Origin of the sequence: Thermocrinis albus DSM 14484 (assembly GCF_000025605.1) — a bacterium.
Taxonomy (GTDB): domain Bacteria; phylum Aquificota; class Aquificia; order Aquificales; family Aquificaceae; genus Thermocrinis; species Thermocrinis albus.
In genome coordinates this window covers 745,694-762,224 of record NC_013894.1, presented here as the reverse complement: position 1 = coordinate 762,224, position 16,531 = coordinate 745,694, and the positions used below count along the sequence as shown (strand labels likewise).

The following is a 16,531-nucleotide window of genomic DNA, read 5'->3' as shown; positions in this document are numbered from 1 at the left end:
GCGGGAGATGTGGATTAAGGATATAATAATATTCTTATAGAGGGGTGCCATGAAGAGAGTTCTGTCTCTTTTGCTGGTGGTGAGCAGTACGTGGGCTACAGAGTATACGGCAAAGGACCTGGTAGAGATGGCTCTACAAAACAACAGAGAAATACGGGCTTCTCAGAGGGAAGTGGAAGCTTCGCGACTGGAGCTACGGGCAGCCAGAGGAGCTTATTTTCCACGCCTGAAACTGGAGGAAACCTACACGCGCACCGATCTTCCTGTATACGCCTTCATGATGAGATTACAGCAGGAGCGCTTAGGTCCTCAGGATCTGGCTAACATCAACAACCCACCCACCACCAGTAACTTTGAAACCAAGTTCACCTTGGAAATACCTATATGGTTGGGGGGTAAGGTGCAAGCAGGTGTAAGCCTGGCAGAGAAAAACTATAAGGCCAGTCTGTTGGAAAGCGAACGCCTGCGTCAGGACGTAGTTCTAAAAACCTACGAAGCTTACATAGATGCCTCTGTTGCTAAGGAGTCCATAAAGGTGGCTCAGCAAGCGGTGAAGGACGCGAAAGAACATGTGAGATTGGCCAAACAGATGAACCAGGTTGGTGTTGCACTCTTCTCCGATGTGCTGAGGGCACAGGTGTACCTTTCCTCCGCCCTTCAAAAGGAGGAGGAAGCGAAAAATGCCTACAAGGTGGCTAAAAAGGGTATAGAGCTGGTGGTAGGTAAGCCCTTAGGTGAGTTTGATGTCAAGGGTGTAGAAGGATGTCCTACAGTACAGATAGAGGATCTCAAAAAGGAGGCCCTTGTACGCAGGAAGGATTTAAAAGCTTTGGAAGAGAGGATAAACATGATGAGATCCATGTATTACTATGTTCTTTCCGACAACCTTCCGCAGATTTATGCCTTTGGCAGCTATATCCTCAGCTCTAAGGACAGACCTTTTGGTAGCGGTGGATCTGGATACCTGATAGGTGTGGGACTAAGCTGGACCTTTGATACAGGCCTGACTACCTTTCACAAGGCTCAATCTCAGTTAGAGAGAGAGAGATCCTTAAGGGAAAAACTCAAGCTGATGCAGGAGAAGGTGCTGTTTGATCTGGATAAAAACTATGCAGACTACGTAAACGCCCTTAACGCTTACACGTCCGCTCAGGACAGGGTTAAAGCCAGTGAGGAGGTAGTTAGGGTGATGGAAACACGCTACAGAAATGGTCTTGCCCGTATGGTGGATCTTCTGGATGCCCAGACAGAGCTGGACAAGGCTCGCTTTGATCTGGTGAAAGCTACCGGTGAGTGTAACAAAGCTTACGTTAGACTACTTCACACCGCAGGTGTTTTAGGGGAGGTTTTACCATGAAGATGTGGAAATGGCTCGGTTTTGCACTGGTTATGCTTCTCACCATTCTGTGGCTTGCCGGTGTGTTCTCACACCGACTGTCTTCCCAAGAGGTCAAAAAAGAGCAGAAGGTGGTAACGGGACTGAAGACAGAAACAGTTCAGATCTCTGACATTAGCTATGCCTCTTACACAGGTAACGTAGTGGCCAGTACCACCGCGGAAATATCCAGCCGTGTTATGGGTAGGGTACTGGCTGTCAACGTGAAGGAAGGGGACTGTGTGAAGGCAGGTACACTGCTGGTAAAGATAGATGCCTCCGATGTTGCTTCTCAAGTACAGGCATTAGATAGGCAGATAGAACAGGCAAAACAGGCTTACAAAGCAGCACAGGCTCAGTTAGATCTTGCCCAAAGGACCTACGAACGCTATCAAAAGCTCCTACAGGAAGGGGCTGTAACTCAGCAGGAGTTTGACCAAGTAAAGGCGCAGTACGATTCTGCCAAAGCACAGGTACAGCAAGCTCTGGCCGGTATAGAAGCTCTACGCTTCCAAAAGCAAAGTGTAGCTTCCAACTTCAGTTATACAGATCTCCGTGCTCCCTTTTCGGGATGTGTCAGCAACAAGAGGGTAGATGTGGGAGATATTGCTGCTCCGGGACAACCCCTCTTGACTTTGGAAAAGGCCCCCTATCAGGTGGAGGTATTCCTTCCTGAGAAGTACGTGGGTAATATTAAGGTGGGACAGACCCTGAAGGTTTATGTGGAAGCACTAGGTAAGGAGCTGGAGGGTAAGGTGGTGGAGCTTTCGTCAGCCCTGGATCCCATCACGAGAAGTTTTAAGGTAAAGCTAGACATACCCTACCAAGAAGGTCTCAGGAGTGGCATGTATGCCAAGGTACTCATTCCTGAAAAGGCCAACGTCATCTTAGTGCCTCAGAAGGCCATATACACGAAGGGTGACTTTACAGGTGTATGGGTTGTAAAACCTGACGGAACTCTACAGCTTAGGTTTGTGAGATTAGGTGAGAGGAGAGGAGACAAAGTGGAGGTACTATCGGGTCTCCAACAGGGTGAAAGAGTGGTGGTAGAAGGCATAGAGAAAGCTTGTGAAGGCTGCAAGCTAGGAGGATGAACATGTACGGTATTGCGGGAAGGCTGGCCAACTACTTTATAGACTCCAAGTTGACCCCCATACTGGTAATCGTTTCTCTTGCTCTCGGACTGTTTGCCATAGTTACCACACCTAAGGAAGAAGAACCTCAGATAGTAGTACCTATGATAGACATAATGATATCCTATCCCGGTGCCACCCCTGAGGAGATAGAAAAGAGGGTAGTCTTCCCGCTGGAGAAAAAACTTTGGGAACTTAAGGACATAGAGTACATATACTCCGCCTCCATGGAAGGGCAGGCCATAGTAACGGCTCGCTTCTATGTAGGCACGGATCCTGTAAAAGCGCTGGTGGATCTCAACACCAAAATGATGTCTGCCTTGGACCTTGCTCCACCTGGTGTGATACTACCTCCCCTCGTCAAGCCTAAGTCTATAGACGACGTTCCCATCCTCACCCTTACCCTATGGGGCAAAAACTACGACTGGTACAGTCTCAGGAGAGTGGCTGCTACCCTAGAGAACGAGATTAAAAAGGTTAGCAACGTGGCCGACGTGTTCATAGTAGGTGGAAGGCCACGGGAGATGCGTGTTATCTTAGATCCACAACGTCTTGAAGCCTACCGTATATCCCCCCTTTACGTAGCACAGGTGCTCAAAAGTGCCAATGCTCAGATGTTGAGCGGAGATCTCCTGCGTGCCGATAAGGTGTTTTTACTGAGGACAGGCAACTTTCTTCAGTCCAAAGAGGATGTAGAAAACATCATCCTAGGTATCTTTAACGGGAGGCCTCTGTATCTGAAGGATGTAGCCACCGTAGAGTATGGTCCTTCCGAAATAAAAGATTACGTACTGATAGGTTTTGGTCCTTCAGCGGAGGAAAAAGGTATAAAGGATGTAAAACCCGGTGAGCTTTATCCTGCTGTCACCTTAGCCATCTCCAAGCGGAAAGGTACCAACGCTGTAGATGTTGCCAACGAGGTCCTTAAGCTGGTAGATCACCTTAAGGGAAAGGTTATACCCTCTGATCTTAACGTGACGGTTACCCGTAACTACGGTGAGACCGCCAAAGAGAAAGCAGACGAGCTGTTGGAACACCTCTTTATAGCCACCTTCTCCGTCATACTTCTCATAGCTGTGGCCCTCGGTGTTAGAGAGGCGGTCGTGGTGGGAATAGCGGTACCCGTTACACTGGCCATCGCACTCTTCCTAAGCGAGATGTATGGTTTTACCCTCAACAGGGTTACCCTCTTTGCCCTCATATTCGCCATAGGTATACTGGTGGATGACGCTATAGTAGTGGTGGAGAACATTCACCGTTGGTTTGAGTTGAAACTGGCAAAAACACCCAGAGAGGCCATAGTGAGAGCTACAGATGAGGTAGGTAACCCTACCATACTGGCCACATTTACCGTGATCGCAGCTCTGATGCCTATGGCTTTCGTATCTGGTCTCATGGGTCCTTACATGAGGCCTATACCCATCAACGCTTCAGTGGCCATGTTCTTCTCCTTGCTGGTGGCCTTCATAATAACACCTTGGGCTTCTTACATGTTACTTTCCAAAGAGTTTGATAAAAAACACCACCAAGAAATTAACATAAAGGAAACCCTTTTTTGGAAGCTTTACGCCCGTCTGATGGTACCTCTTCTTACCAGTAAGAAAAAACGCTACGCCTTTTATGCCTTCACCTTGGGCCTTATGGGGCTCTCTGTAATGCTCCTTGTCACAAAAGTGGTGGTAGTGAAGATGCTCCCTTACGACAACAAGAGTGAGTTACAGATAGTGATGGATATGCCTGAAGGCACACCCAAAGAAAAAACATTGGAAGTGGCTAAAGCTATAGCCGACTACATAGCACGTCAGAACATAGTTACCGACTATGAGATATACGTAGGGACTTCATCACCCTTCAACTTCAACGGACTGGTGAGACATTACTACCTCCGACAAGCTCCCCACATGGCCGACATACAGGTAAATCTTGTGGACAAACATCATAGGAAAGAACAGTCCCACGACTTTGCTAAAAGAATAAGGCCTGTGGTACACCAGATAGCTCAGAAATACGGTGTCAAGTACGTTGCGGTGGTGGAAGTGCCACCCGGCCCTCCCGTACTGTCTCCTATAGTGGCCGAAGTCTACGGCCCAGATTTGAAAGTGCAAGAACAGGTAGCTCGCCAGATCCTAAAGATCTTCAAAGACTCACCCTCCATAACCGACGAAGGTATATATCTGGAAGATCCACACCCCATGATAACTCTTGTAGCCAAGGAAGACAAGCTGAAACAAGCAGGTATATCTAAGGAAGAGCTGGTACTTACCATGAGAGCCTTGATAGGGGGTTACCAAGCAGGTATAATCCAAAACACAGATACGGAGCACGTCCCCATAGTGATCAGGTTGGATGAAAAGTATAGAAATCCTGATATTCTCAAAACCCTTAAGATACCTACAAAGGATGGAAGGTTGGTGCCTCTGTCGGAGCTGGTGGATATCCAAGAAACTCCGGCACCTACCACCATATACCACAAGAACCTCAGAAGGGTGATCTACGTGATAGGTGATGTAGCAGGAAGGGAGGAGGCACCCTTCTACGGCATACTGGACGTAAGGGACAAGGTTCTCAGTATCCCCAATCCTTACGGAAAGATAGGAGAACTTTGGATGTCCCTGCCCCTTCTGGAAGACAGAGTTTACGTAAAGTGGGATGGAGAAATGCACATAACCCTGGAAGTGTTCAGGGATCTGGGTATAGCCTTTGCCGTTGCCCTCTTTGTAATGTATGTACTCATATTAGGCTGGTTCAAAGATTTTCGTATACCAGGTATCATAATGGCACCCATACCCCTCACCTTAGTAGGTATAATACCGGGACACCTAATACTGAACTCCTTCTTCACGGCTACATCCATGATAGGTTTTATCGCCCTCGCGGGAATAATAGTGCGTAACTCTATCCTATTGGTGGACTTTGCAGAGGAGAGGATAAAGGACGGTGTACCTCCTCACCTGGCAGTGGTGGAAGCTGGTGTGATAAGGACAAGACCCATACTCCTCACCGCCATAGCGGTTGTTGTGGGAGCCTTTGTGATCCTCTTTGACCCCATCTTCAACGGTCTTGCCATATCCCTCATATTCGGTACCATAGGCTCCACCACTCTAACTCTGGTACTTATCCCCGTTCTCTACTATGCCTCTAAGGTGAAAAAGCTCACTGTTTTGCCCTCCCCCGAAGAGGTGCAGAGGGATATACTTAAGTAACATGAGAAAATGGATACTGACCCTCATGCTGCTAGTGCTTACTGCTTGTTCCAAGAGAGAAACTGTAAGCTATCAGGAGAAGAACCTGGTTCCATCTTCTTCTTACGCGATGCTTATAGTGGAGAGCGAAAGCTGTATATACTGCAAGCAGTTAGATAAGGATTTAAAAACGGATCCCCTCCTCACCAAATCCTTACAAGGCATAGATGTGTTCAAGGTAACTGCGGAGAGTAACGCTCCTGTTGTTTACAAGCTGAGCGGTAAGGAGGGTAAAACTACGGAGGAGGATCTGGTAAGGGCGTTGGGAGTGAGAGCTTTCCCTTACATAGTCTTCTATAACAGAGAGGGGGATATTCTTCTTCAGCTGCCTGGGTATGTACCACCCAAGACTCTTGCATGCGTAGTGGAGTACATTAAGGAAGGTGAGTATAGAAAGACGGACGTTAATCGTTATCTGCGTCAGAGGAACTGTCTCTCGTAATATACTTTTTCGTCTTACGGGGTGTAGCGCAGGTGGAAGCGCGCCGGCTTCGGGAGCCGGAGGTCGCGGGTTCAAGTCCCGTCGCCCCGACAGTGCCCGTAGCTCAGCGGGAAAGAGCGTGGGTCTCCGAAGCCCAAGGTCGGGGGTTCGAATCCCCCCGGGCACGTTAAAGGAAAAACCATGGAAGTATATCTGATACTCTCGGGTGGTGCCATCAGGGGTGTTGCCCACATAGGCGTTCTGAAGGCTTTACAGGAACTAGGTTTTCGGATAAAAGGTGTGAGTGGTGTAAGTGCAGGGGCATTGGTGGGAGCTTACCACTGTGCAGGATACTCTCCTAAAGAGATGCTAAAACTGATAAAGGACAGAGAGTGGGTGAGTTACATACGTCCTCACATACCAAGGTACGGCCTCTTTTCCCTTAGGAAAGCGGAAGTTTTCTTAAGGAAAACCCTTGGGGTAGATACCTTTGAGGCTCTCTCCACACCCTTGGTGGTGTGTGCCCTTGATATAAACACAGGTAGTACCCTTTACTTCTCTTCGGGAGAACTCATACCTCCCCTTTTGGGAAGCTGCGCTTTACCCGGTATCTTCGAGCCTATGAGGTATCGCCACTACTATTTGGTGGACGGTGGTATCACCAACAACCTACCAGTAGAACCTTTTGTAGGAAAAGGTACACTGGTGGCTGTGGATGTAAACCCCCTGAAGTTCTCCGGAAAGCCCAGGAACGTGATACAGATTCTCTTAAGAAGTTTCTTTCTTTCGGTACGTTCCAACACCGACAAACGTAAAGAAGTGTGTCATATAGTGATAGAGCCAGATCTTCAGGGATACCCCCTTTACGATATAAGAAAAGTGGACGAGATATACATGCTGGGTTATACCAAAGCTATGGAGAAACTTAAGGATTATGCGAGCTGAGCTTTTGGTAGATCCTCAGGAAGGACGTAAGGAGGTCCTCAAAAAAATCCTACGCCTCTCTCTGCCTGTAGTGTTGTCCAATCTGCTGTACGTAGTAGAGACCACCTTCTCCATATTCTTGGTATCTGGTATATCTACAACAGCCGTGGCAGGTGTAGGATATGCGGCCAGTATGCTTTGGTTCGTGTACTCTCTCATGGCTCTTGCTTACACAGGCACATCAGTGCTGGTGGCCCAGAGGGTAGGAGCTGGTAAAGATCCATCACCACCCCTCCTGTGGGGTTTGGTGATATCCACCTTGGTAGCCTTCCCTCTTACCATCTGGGGAGCTAAGTGGGTGTCGCTTCTCATGAAACTCTTAGGAGCTTCACCTCAGGTAGCCCACGTTGCCCGCATCTATCTCGAACCTATATTCCTGTTGATATCGGTAGGCTTTGCCACCAACACCATCTATGCTGCTTACAACGGCTACGGCGATACTAAAACACCCTTAAGGGTAGCCCTCATTATGAACATAGTTAACATCACCCTCTCTTACCTTCTCATATACGGTAAGGCTGGGTTTCCATCCTTGGGAGTGGCCGGAGCAGGATGGGGGGTAGCTATCTCCGAGCTGGTGGGTTTGGCAGTTTACCTCTTTCTGTATGTAAGGTACAGAAAGCCTTTTCCCATAAGGTGGTGTTGGGACAAAAGCGTGCTCCTAAGTTTCCTTCGGATAGGTTTCCCCACAGCGGTGGAGCGTGCGGTGAGCAGTTTCTCCTTCAACGTCTTTGTGGGGATGTTAGCTCACTTAGGTGATAAAGTTCTCGCCGCTCACCAGATAGGTCTAAGGGTGGAGAGTCTATCCTTCATGTTGGGTTTTGGTTTCATGGTGGGTACCGTCACCATAGCAGGGCAAAACTGGGGAGCCAGAAACTACGCTGGTCTACACTACGCTGTTAGCACAACCGCTCATCTTACGGCTGGCCTTATGGCAACTGCAGGACTTTTTCTGGTGATCTTTTCCAAGATGCTGGCCGGTTTCTTCACTAAGGATGGAGAAGTTCTTAGGTTAGCGGTGTACTACCTTACTCTGGTTGCCTTCTCCCAACCACAGATGGCCTATGCTAGTGTTTACTCCGGTGCCCTTAAGGGAATGGGGAAAACCCACGTTCCTCTGTGGGTGAACCTGAGCTCTTTCTGGCTCTTCCGTATAATACCCTCTTACCTTCTGTTGCAGAAAGTCCCATCTCCTTTGGTACCCTGGTTCTTTATGAGCTTTGAGACCACCGCAAGGGCGCTTATCTTTTACCTCAGCTACAGAAGTATTATGAGAAAATATGCTTGACAGTTCAGGTTATCGTCATATCTTTATAACTCCCCTTTGAACTAACTTACGGAGGAGGCTGTGGAATGTACTATGTGGCGGAGGTGATAAACGACGAATGCAGTAAGTACAACTGCAAGCAGTGTACCCTATTTTGCCCTGAGCCCAACACCCTCATGTACACCGATGAGGAACATCACGCCTACGTGGTCCAAGAGAGGTGTAAGGGTTGCGCTCTGTGTGTTTACGTGTGTTCAGACCTCCTGAAGAGGAACGCCATCCACATGATTATGCCTGAAGTACACGCCAGTAAGTGAAAGGAGGTAAGATATGGCTACACTTGGACCATCCGGATTTTCACCTTATCCGGTAGCCGTTTATGAGGGTGTCCTTAACCCTCCGCCAGGAAAGGCCCTTATGTTCAACGAGATAGTGGATGAAGAGATAGCTATGCGAGAAGCGGCTAAGGCGATGCTCACACTTCCCAACGCCACCATATTCCCAGGTCCTCAGGTGTTGTACGCATGGAACGAAGAGGCAAAGCAGAAAGCCAAGTTGGTAAAGAAGATGGCTGAAGTCCTGAATGCCAAGATAATTCCCATGTATGATTATAGACCTAAGTATCCCAAAATAAACCCGGAGATAGAGATAAATCCCAACCATCCTAACCTCACCATATGGCACAACAAGATAAAAGCCTGTATATTTGTGGGTGTTCACTGTCACTATGCCAACGTGGCCCTCAAGATAATAAGAGCAGAAACAGACTGCTTTACCATAGCCATGTGTGGTATGGCGGGTCACGAGGACGCCATGATTACCTTAAGGGACCAGCATGTGGAAGAAATGGAGAAATTCATAAGGATAGCCCAAGAGGTAAGAAGAGAGTTAGGGAAGTGATGAGGAGTTATATTTAAAAACTACCAAGGAGGTGGTGTTATGCAAACAACAGAGCAGATCCAATACAACAGAGCAGGACAGAGGGTGGTATCACCCGACTATCTTCTCTTTGAAGCACCTAGAACAAAGCATTTTATGACGGGTTCCGAGGCGGTTAAGGAAGCCGTCAAAAGAGCCTCGGTGGACGCTTCCGTGTCTTATCCTATAACTCCTCAGTCGGAGGCGGCTCACCTTATCGGTGAACTGTGGGTGGAAGGCTACGTGGGTGTGTATTTCAGAGGTGAGTCAGAGTTCGGTGTCATGTCAGCCATAGCGGGATGCGCAATGGCAGGTGCACGTACCATAACCACCACTTCCGGACCGGGAACCCTGAGAGCTTTCGAAAACTTTCCCATGTGGGCTGGTACCAGAATACCTGTACAGTTGGTACTTATGGCCAGAGGTGTGAACTCTCCCCTTAGCATACAACCCGATAATCTGGAAGTAGGCTTTCTTCTAGATACAGGCTGCATGATATGGTATGCAGAAAACGCTCAGGACCTCTTTGACATGATCTTGGCAGGTTTCGTGGTGGCCGAACAGCCTGACGTTCACGTACCTCTCATAACGGTGGTGGATGGCTTCTTTGTATCCCACACCAGGGAAGCGGTTATGTTACCACCCGACGACATAGCTCTCCCACCCTATAACCCTTACAGAGCTCCCATGCCGGTGATAGACGCGGAGGTTCCTCCGGGTAGGTTCCTGAGGGACCCATTCGTTATGAAGTCCAACTACATATCCTATGCCACCCACGCCAGCTGGCAGTGGGAGGTAAGAGCTGCCATAGAGAGGTCCAGACCTTACGCCAAGCACTATCTGAGAGGGCTCATAGAGGAGTTCGGAGATCCTGAGGCTGATATCGTCTTTGTGGCCTGCGGTACGGCTGCAGCACAAGCAAAGGAAGCTGTCAGAATACTCCAGGACGAGGAAGGTATAAAAGCGAGGGTGGTAAAGCTCAAGACCATAAGACCTTTCCCCATAGAGGAGCTCAGACAAGCGGTTAAGAACGCCCGCTATATCTTCGTACCTGAGTTCAACGTGGTTGGCTGGTTGGAAAGAGAGGTAAGAAGATACCTTTACAAACATTCCGATGCGGAGATAATAGGTGCTCCAAGAGTGGCCGGTGGTATGACCATGCCTCCTGAGTTTGTGGTGAAGGAAGTGCTCAGATTTCTGGGTAAGGAAGTGATAATAAAGTAAGGAGGTAGTGGTATGTCTTTTAAAGTGTATGAGATAAACGAAGAGTTCTTGGATGTTATGCCCCAAGAGATAAAAGACCTGCAGTTTAAAGCTACGTGGGGCAACCCTAAGAGGGGTGTTATGGATCTTCCGTACGCCAAGGAGCTCATAGAAGAACACTCTCTCTGTGCGGGTTGTCCGGAATCTGCAGCTCTCCGTTACATACTGGCATCCTTACCAAATCCGGAGGACACCATCATAGTGAACTCTACTGGATGCACATCTCTGGTATTCCCCCACATAGCTCTCCACACGGTGCACTCCCTCTTTGGCAACCAAAACGCGGTAGCTTCCGGTATAAAGCGGGTGCTGGAGTGGAGGTTCCCTGACAAGGTCAAAGATGTGGTGGTACTGGCCGGTGACGGAGCTACCATAGACATAGGTCTTGACTGTACCCTTCAGTCCTTCTTCCGTCAAGAGAAGATCACCACCATATGTTTTGATAACGAGGTCTATGCCAATACAGGAGGTCAGGAGAGCGGTTCTACCGTGAAGGGCCACGTCTTTAAGATGGCGCCCAAAGGAAAGCAGTGGGACAAAGTGCCCATGTGGCAGTTGGCCATAGACTCAGGATGCCACTATGTGGCACGTCTCACCGTCTCTTCTCCCAAGAGGGTGGAACAGGTTATAAAGAAGGCCATCTACGTGGCCAGAGAGGTGGGACCCACCTATGTACACCTTTACACGCCCTGTATACTGGAGATAGGTCTCAACTCCGACGACGGTCTTGAGGAGATGAGAGCAAGGGATAAGGAGCGCTTTGCCTTCTTCGAGTACATGACACCTCAGGCGGAAGAGGTCATAAACAGGAAGAAAGAGGAGGGTCTGATATGATGAGGAAGCGTCTCAACATACGTATGCCAGCTTTGGGTGGACAGGGAGCGGTTACCGCAGCCCATATAATAGCCACGGCTGCTGATTACGAAGGTTACTACGCCGTTTCAAACCCTTTCTTTGGTGCTGAGAAAAGAATGGCACCTGCCGAAAGTTATGCCCGTATAGGGGTTGAGCCTATCTTTGACAGAGGTGAGGTGGTGTATCCCGACATCATAATGGTGTTCCACCCTCAGGTCATCACTATGGGCAAGTCTTACACCATGCCTTTCTACTCAGGAATAAAGAAGAACGGTCTTATTATCATAAACTCCGACGAGGATCTACTCACTGACGAAGATAAGGAGAGACTGCAGGCCTTAGATGTCAAGGTGCTGAACTTTAACGCCACCAAGTTTGCGATAGACATAGCGGGGACAGAGCTGGCTACCAACATGGCCATGATAGGTGCCCTCTTTGGAGCCATAGGAGTTGTTGGACTGGAGGCTATAGAGGAGGGTATAAAGTCCAGATTCCTCAAGAAGTTTGTAGCATCAGGTGGTACAGCTTCTCTGGACTCAGCGCTGGAGAGGAAGTTTAAAAAGAAACTGGAGCTTATAGAGAAGAACCTTAACACCGCCAAAGCTGCTTACGAACTAGCCAGAAGGTGGGCTCAAGAGCAAGGTCTTGAGCCATTCCTCCCACCACCTCCCAAAAAAGTCCTCGTTTGAACTTAAGGGGAAGCCTCAAGGCTTCCCTCTCCCTTTAAAATTATCCTTCATGGGCATACGATCCGTTCTCATAGCCAACAGAGGAGAGATAGCGGTAAGGGTCATAAGAGCGTGCAGGGAGTTGGGAATACACACCGTCAGCGTTTACTCGGAGGCGGACAAAGACTCCATGCACGTCAAACTTTCCCACAGAAGCATATGCATAGGTCCTCCGGAAGCTTCCAAAAGCTATCTGGACATACCTAGAATAATGTCCGCCTTAGAGGTGTCCGGTGCGGACGCTGTTCATCCAGGTTACGGATTCCTGTCGGAGAATCCCAAGTTTGCAGAAGTGGTAAATGCCAGCAAACGTGTTTTCATAGGACCTCCTCCCCACGTACTGGAGCTTATAGGGGATAAAGTGAAGGCAAGGGAGTTGGCCAAAAAGGTGGGTTTGCCTTTACTACCGGGCAGCGATGGGCCTGTAGACTTCAAAAAGGCGGTGGAGATAGCTAACAGTATAGGATACCCTGTGGTTATAAAGGCGGCGGGAGGAGGCGGTGGTAGGGGTATAAGAGTAGTTCACAACGAGAGGGAGTTGAGGGAGAAACTGCCATTAGCTATGCAAGAGGCCCAAGTAGCCTTCGGGGACAACAGGGTGTACATAGAGAAGTACCTCATAAATCCTAAGCACATAGAAGTACAGGTATTGGCAGATCGTTATGGCAATGTGGTGTGTTTAGGAGAAAGAGAGTGTTCCATACAGCGCAGGTACCAAAAACTGGTGGAGGAAGCACCTAGTGTCAGCATAACGGACCAACAACGTAAGATACTGGAGGAGGGTGTTACAGAGTTCTGTAAGGCACTGGGATACGTAGGGGCAGGTACAGTGGAGTTTTTAATGGACCAGGACGGCAACTTTTACTTTATGGAGATGAACGGGAGGATACAGGTGGAGCATCCTGTTACCGAGATGGTAACGGGCATAGACATCGTCAAGTGGCAGATAAAGATAGCGGAAGGAGAAAAACTGAAACTGGGTGAGGTGGAAAACAGGGGGTACGCCATAGAGTTTAGAATAAACGCGGAGGATCCCAACACCTTTATGCCTTCTCCCGGCACAGTGGAGACCCTTTATCTACCGGGAGGTCCTGGCATTAGGGTAGACACTCATGTTTACTGCGGTTATACAGTGCCACCCTATTACGATTCACTGCTTCTTAAGTTGGTGGTGTGGGGCAAGGACAGGGAAGAGGCTATCATGAGAGGAAGAAGGGCACTGGAAGAACTTGTCATAACAGGTAAGGGGCTCAAGACTAATGTGGAGTTTCATAAGAGGGTTGTTGCCACCAGAGAGTTCAGGGAAGGAAGACATCACGTGAGATTTGTGGAAGAACTCATGATATGAGGGAGAAACTACGCTCCTTTCTGGAGAAGATGTACAAGAGGGGAAGAGTTCCGTCAGCCATCATCTTCTACGGAAAGGAGGGTGTGGGTAAGGCTTATATGGCCTTTGAGTTGGCTAAGGCTCTACTGTGCCTGCGCAGATCATATCCTCCCTGTGGGGAGTGTGCCTCCTGCCATCTTATGGATGACTTCCTCAAAAAGGATGATGAGAGTAAGAAGGTTTATGGAGAGTCAGACTCAGGTAAGAAAGTTTACCTCTATCTGCAGGGAGATCATCCTGACTTTGTTTACCTTAAACCGGAAAAGGCGGAGATAAAGGTGGATCAGATAAGGGGTGTGAAGGATTTTACTCTTCTTACACCTGCTATGTCTCGTAAGAAAGTGGTCTTGGTGAAGCCAGCGGAAGCTATGAATGTTTACGCTCAGAACGCTTTTCTGAAGCTTTTGGAAGAACCACCTGCCGATACCCACTTCCTTCTTGTAACCCACAATCTCCAGAATATACTTCCTACCGTAAAGTCCAGGTGTTTTCTTCTGGAAGTACCTCCTTATACGCAGGAAGAACTGGCCACTTTGTCAGGTATAAAAGACCCTCTCCTTCTGTCTTTGGCGGATGGTAGCCTAGGTTACCTCAACTATCTTAAGGAAAGACCTGAGATCCTCCAGATGGCTCAGAAGATTCTGTCTGGAAACTTCATGGAGATTTACCAAGTGGCCCAAGAGATAGAAGAGATGGAGCTTCAGGACAAGGTTTCACTCCTACGTATTCTAGAAGCACTGATACACACGAAGAGTGTGGAAGAGAAGACCACTCGCTACAAGAACCTGATGGACACCATAGCTTTGGTGGCACAGAACTTGAGTAAAGGCCTTAACTTGCAGGTGTTTCTGTTTTACGTTGCCCTTCGCATTGACATTCAAAGGGGGCAAGAATACACTAATACCTATGAGATATCTTAAAGTAAAGTTTCCAGATACAGGGAAAGTAGCCCACGTAGAAGGTCTGAAGGAATATGGCTTCCGATACGGAGATATGTTGGTAGTACTCTCTGAGAAGGGTCAGGAGTTGGTAAAGGTTCTTGGGTATTCTAAGGAGGAAGCTCCTTCGGCGGTGCGTTTTGTAAGAAGAGCAGGGAGAGAAGATATGAGGAAGGCTGAGGAGAACGAAGCTAAGGCTCAGGAGGCCTATAAATTTTGCAGGAGTAAGATAAAGGAGTATGGTCTTGCCATGAAACTACTAAAAGCCTACATACCTCTAGATGGGTCCAGAGTTTTCTTCTACTACACGGCGGAACAGAGGGTGGATTTCAGACAGCTGGTTAGAGATCTTGCCCGTGTGTACCGTAAGAGGATAGAGATGAGGCAAGTGGGAGTCAGAGACGCTCTACAGATGATGGGATGGGTGGGCAACTGTGGTGAGGAGGTCTGTTGTAAGCGTTTTACAGAGAACTTTGAGTCAGTTTACCTTAGGGATATAGAGGAGCAGAACCTTCCCCTCTCACCCAACAAGTTTACAGGTCCGTGCGGCAGGCTTATGTGCTGTCTGGCCTATGAGAGGGATAACTACGCCGTGAGACAGATACTACCGGAGGTGGGTACCACCATATGCCTTCAGAACAGGGAGTACCAGATACTACACATAGATCCCCTCCACGACAGAATACAGCTGCTGGGAGATGAAAAGAAGGAAGACTTCAGGATAAGTCAACTTCTGCCTTTTGGTTACGAGAAAGCTTTAAAACACTGCAAGGAGTGTGGTTGCTGCAGGAGGAACGCGAAGGAAAATGAGACTTTTGCGGGAGTTCAGGAGTGAGCTCAACAGACTGTATCTCTTTCAGCTGGAGGACGGAAGCAGAATAGAGGCGGTTTTTTACAGGGGTGACACTCTCTGTGTGTCCACTCAGGTGGGATGTGCGGTGGGTTGTGCTTTCTGTCTTTCTGGGTCTGCGGGGCTTCTGCGTAATCTATCGGAGGATGAGATATACATGCAGTACTTCCTTCTCAAACCCTTCCTTCCTATAAGGAGGGTGGCCTTTGCGGGTATAGGCGAACCTCTCATGAACTACCGAAATGTCCTAGGTGCCTTTGAGAGATTTAAGAGGGAAGGTTTGGGAGTAACTTTCTATACTACCGGCCACCCTATTAAGCATCTTCCCTCCCTGCTGGATCTTCCTCACAGAGGTGTTACCATCTCTCTACACACTTTAGATCCGTCCTTAAGAAAAAAGCTACTACCTCATGCGGGAGATCTTGAAGAGCTCATAGCCCTACTGAAAGATTACAGTAAAAAGATCTCTAAAAGAAAAAAGGGAAAGATAAGCTTGGCTTATCTTCTTCTGAAAGGTGTAAACGACTCTCCGGAGGAGATAAAGGCTTTTGGAAGGTTAGTTAAAGAGCTGGGCTTTAGCGCCACCCTCCTCTACTACAACGACACCGGAATGGGGTTTCAGGCTGTTACACCAGAGGAGTACAGTAAGGCCTTCCTTCTTCTGAGAAGTATGGGGGTGAGGGTCACCCTCTCCACCCGTTATAGGAGAGATCCTTTAGGTGGTTGTGGTACTCTTACCATCAACAGAGATTCAGTAGGTGTTCAGTAGATCTCCTATGAGGTCATCGGTGTCGGTGTTATGGGAAACACACTTCAGCGGTATAATCTCAACAGGTGCTACACCGTGAGCCACCATACCTAGCTTATGGGCTGCGGACTTAGAAAGGTCCAGAATCCTACCCCCTTTCAAAGGACCACGATCGTTTATTCTCACCACCACCTCCTTCCCGTTATTCATGTTTCTTACCAACACGTAGGAGCCTATTGGAAACACTTTAGAGGCTGCCGTGTACTTATACTTGTTGAAGAGTTCGCCGCTGGCTGTCCTTCTACCGTGAAACTCCTTACCGTACCAAGAGGCTAACCCTTTTATGGGCTCACATTCATCCGCCAGCGCCATACTCAGTATTACCAGAAAGGCCATCCATTTCATGGCCCACCTCCTGTTTT

At 48.4% G+C, this 16,531-nt stretch carries 16 protein-coding genes and 2 tRNA genes; 17 read left to right on the top strand and 1 reads right to left on the bottom strand.

Annotated features, from left to right (window positions below; all coding sequences use genetic code 11):
• Window positions 1-49 precede the first annotated feature (49 nt).
• The 17 genes from THAL_RS04055 to THAL_RS03975 all read left to right on the top strand — a co-directional run bounded on the left by THAL_RS04055 (window position 50) and on the right by THAL_RS03975 (window position 16,130).
• Window positions 50-1,357, top strand: coding sequence for a TolC family protein (locus THAL_RS04055; RefSeq protein WP_012991840.1), 1,308 nt, complete (start codon window positions 50-52; stop codon window positions 1,355-1,357).
• Complete coding sequence (locus THAL_RS04050) at window positions 1,354-2,469, top strand: efflux RND transporter periplasmic adaptor subunit (RefSeq protein WP_012991839.1); 1,116 nt, start codon at window positions 1,354-1,356, stop codon at window positions 2,467-2,469. Before THAL_RS04055 ends, THAL_RS04050 begins: the two co-directional genes overlap by 4 nt.
• Before the next feature lie 2 nt (window positions 2,470-2,471).
• Window positions 2,472-5,711 (top strand): efflux RND transporter permease subunit, encoded by a 3,240-nt coding sequence (locus THAL_RS04045; RefSeq protein WP_012991838.1) that lies wholly within the window; start codon window positions 2,472-2,474, stop codon window positions 5,709-5,711.
• Between the two features lies 1 nt (window position 5,712).
• A complete protein-coding gene (locus THAL_RS04040) occupies window positions 5,713-6,192 on the top strand; it encodes a thioredoxin family protein (protein WP_012991837.1) in 480 nt (159 codons plus the stop codon).
• A gap of 17 nt (window positions 6,193-6,209) precedes the next feature.
• Window positions 6,210-6,282: transfer RNA gene (locus THAL_RS04035), tRNA-Pro, on the top strand.
• Window positions 6,283-6,284: 2 nt separating this feature from the next.
• Window positions 6,285-6,358, top strand: a tRNA-Arg gene (locus THAL_RS04030).
• A 14-nt stretch (window positions 6,359-6,372) separates the two neighbouring features.
• Complete coding sequence (locus THAL_RS04025) at window positions 6,373-7,116, top strand: patatin-like phospholipase family protein (protein WP_012991836.1); 744 nt, start codon at window positions 6,373-6,375, stop codon at window positions 7,114-7,116.
• Window positions 7,106-8,443, top strand: a complete 1,338-nt coding sequence (locus THAL_RS04020) for an MATE family efflux transporter (RefSeq protein WP_012991835.1) — start codon at window positions 7,106-7,108, stop codon at window positions 8,441-8,443. The genes THAL_RS04025 and THAL_RS04020 overlap by 11 nt, the downstream gene beginning before the upstream one ends.
• Window positions 8,444-8,508: 65 nt before the next feature.
• Window positions 8,509-8,739: a 4Fe-4S dicluster-binding protein gene (locus THAL_RS04015; protein WP_012991834.1), complete on the top strand. Its 231-nt coding sequence runs from the start codon at window positions 8,509-8,511 to the stop codon at window positions 8,737-8,739.
• 13 nt (window positions 8,740-8,752) lie between these two features.
• Window positions 8,753-9,322, top strand: a complete 570-nt coding sequence (locus tag THAL_RS04010; protein ID WP_012991833.1) for a carbon monoxide dehydrogenase beta subunit family protein — start codon at window positions 8,753-8,755, stop codon at window positions 9,320-9,322.
• 39 nt (window positions 9,323-9,361) lie between these two features.
• On the top strand, window positions 9,362-10,564 hold the full coding sequence (locus THAL_RS04005) for a transketolase C-terminal domain-containing protein (protein ID WP_012991832.1): 1,203 nt from the start codon (window positions 9,362-9,364) through the stop codon (window positions 10,562-10,564).
• Between the two features lie 12 nt (window positions 10,565-10,576).
• A complete protein-coding gene (locus THAL_RS04000; RefSeq protein WP_012991831.1) occupies window positions 10,577-11,437 on the top strand; it encodes a thiamine pyrophosphate-dependent enzyme in 861 nt (286 codons plus the stop codon).
• On the top strand, window positions 11,434-12,147 hold the full coding sequence (locus THAL_RS03995; protein WP_012991830.1) for a 2-oxoacid:ferredoxin oxidoreductase subunit gamma family protein: 714 nt from the start codon (window positions 11,434-11,436) through the stop codon (window positions 12,145-12,147). Before THAL_RS04000 ends, THAL_RS03995 begins: the two co-directional genes overlap by 4 nt.
• A 49-nt stretch (window positions 12,148-12,196) precedes the next feature.
• Window positions 12,197-13,534, top strand: coding sequence for an acetyl-CoA carboxylase biotin carboxylase subunit (gene accC, locus THAL_RS03990; RefSeq protein WP_012991829.1), 1,338 nt, complete (start codon window positions 12,197-12,199; stop codon window positions 13,532-13,534).
• Complete coding sequence (locus tag THAL_RS03985) at window positions 13,531-14,493, top strand: DNA polymerase III subunit (RefSeq protein WP_012991828.1); 963 nt, start codon at window positions 13,531-13,533, stop codon at window positions 14,491-14,493. The genes accC and THAL_RS03985 overlap by 4 nt, the downstream gene beginning before the upstream one ends.
• A complete protein-coding gene (locus THAL_RS03980; protein ID WP_012991827.1) occupies window positions 14,480-15,346 on the top strand; it encodes a PSP1 domain-containing protein in 867 nt (288 codons plus the stop codon). Before THAL_RS03985 ends, THAL_RS03980 begins: the two co-directional genes overlap by 14 nt.
• Complete coding sequence (locus tag THAL_RS03975; protein WP_012991826.1) at window positions 15,318-16,130, top strand: radical SAM protein; 813 nt, start codon at window positions 15,318-15,320, stop codon at window positions 16,128-16,130. The genes THAL_RS03980 and THAL_RS03975 overlap by 29 nt, the downstream gene beginning before the upstream one ends.
• Here the strand turns inward: THAL_RS03975 and THAL_RS03970 are convergent.
• A complete protein-coding gene (locus THAL_RS03970; protein WP_012991825.1) occupies window positions 16,113-16,514 on the bottom strand; it encodes a septal ring lytic transglycosylase RlpA family protein in 402 nt (133 codons plus the stop codon). The genes THAL_RS03975 and THAL_RS03970 overlap by 18 nt on opposite strands.
• Window positions 16,515-16,531: the final 17 nt, after the last annotated feature.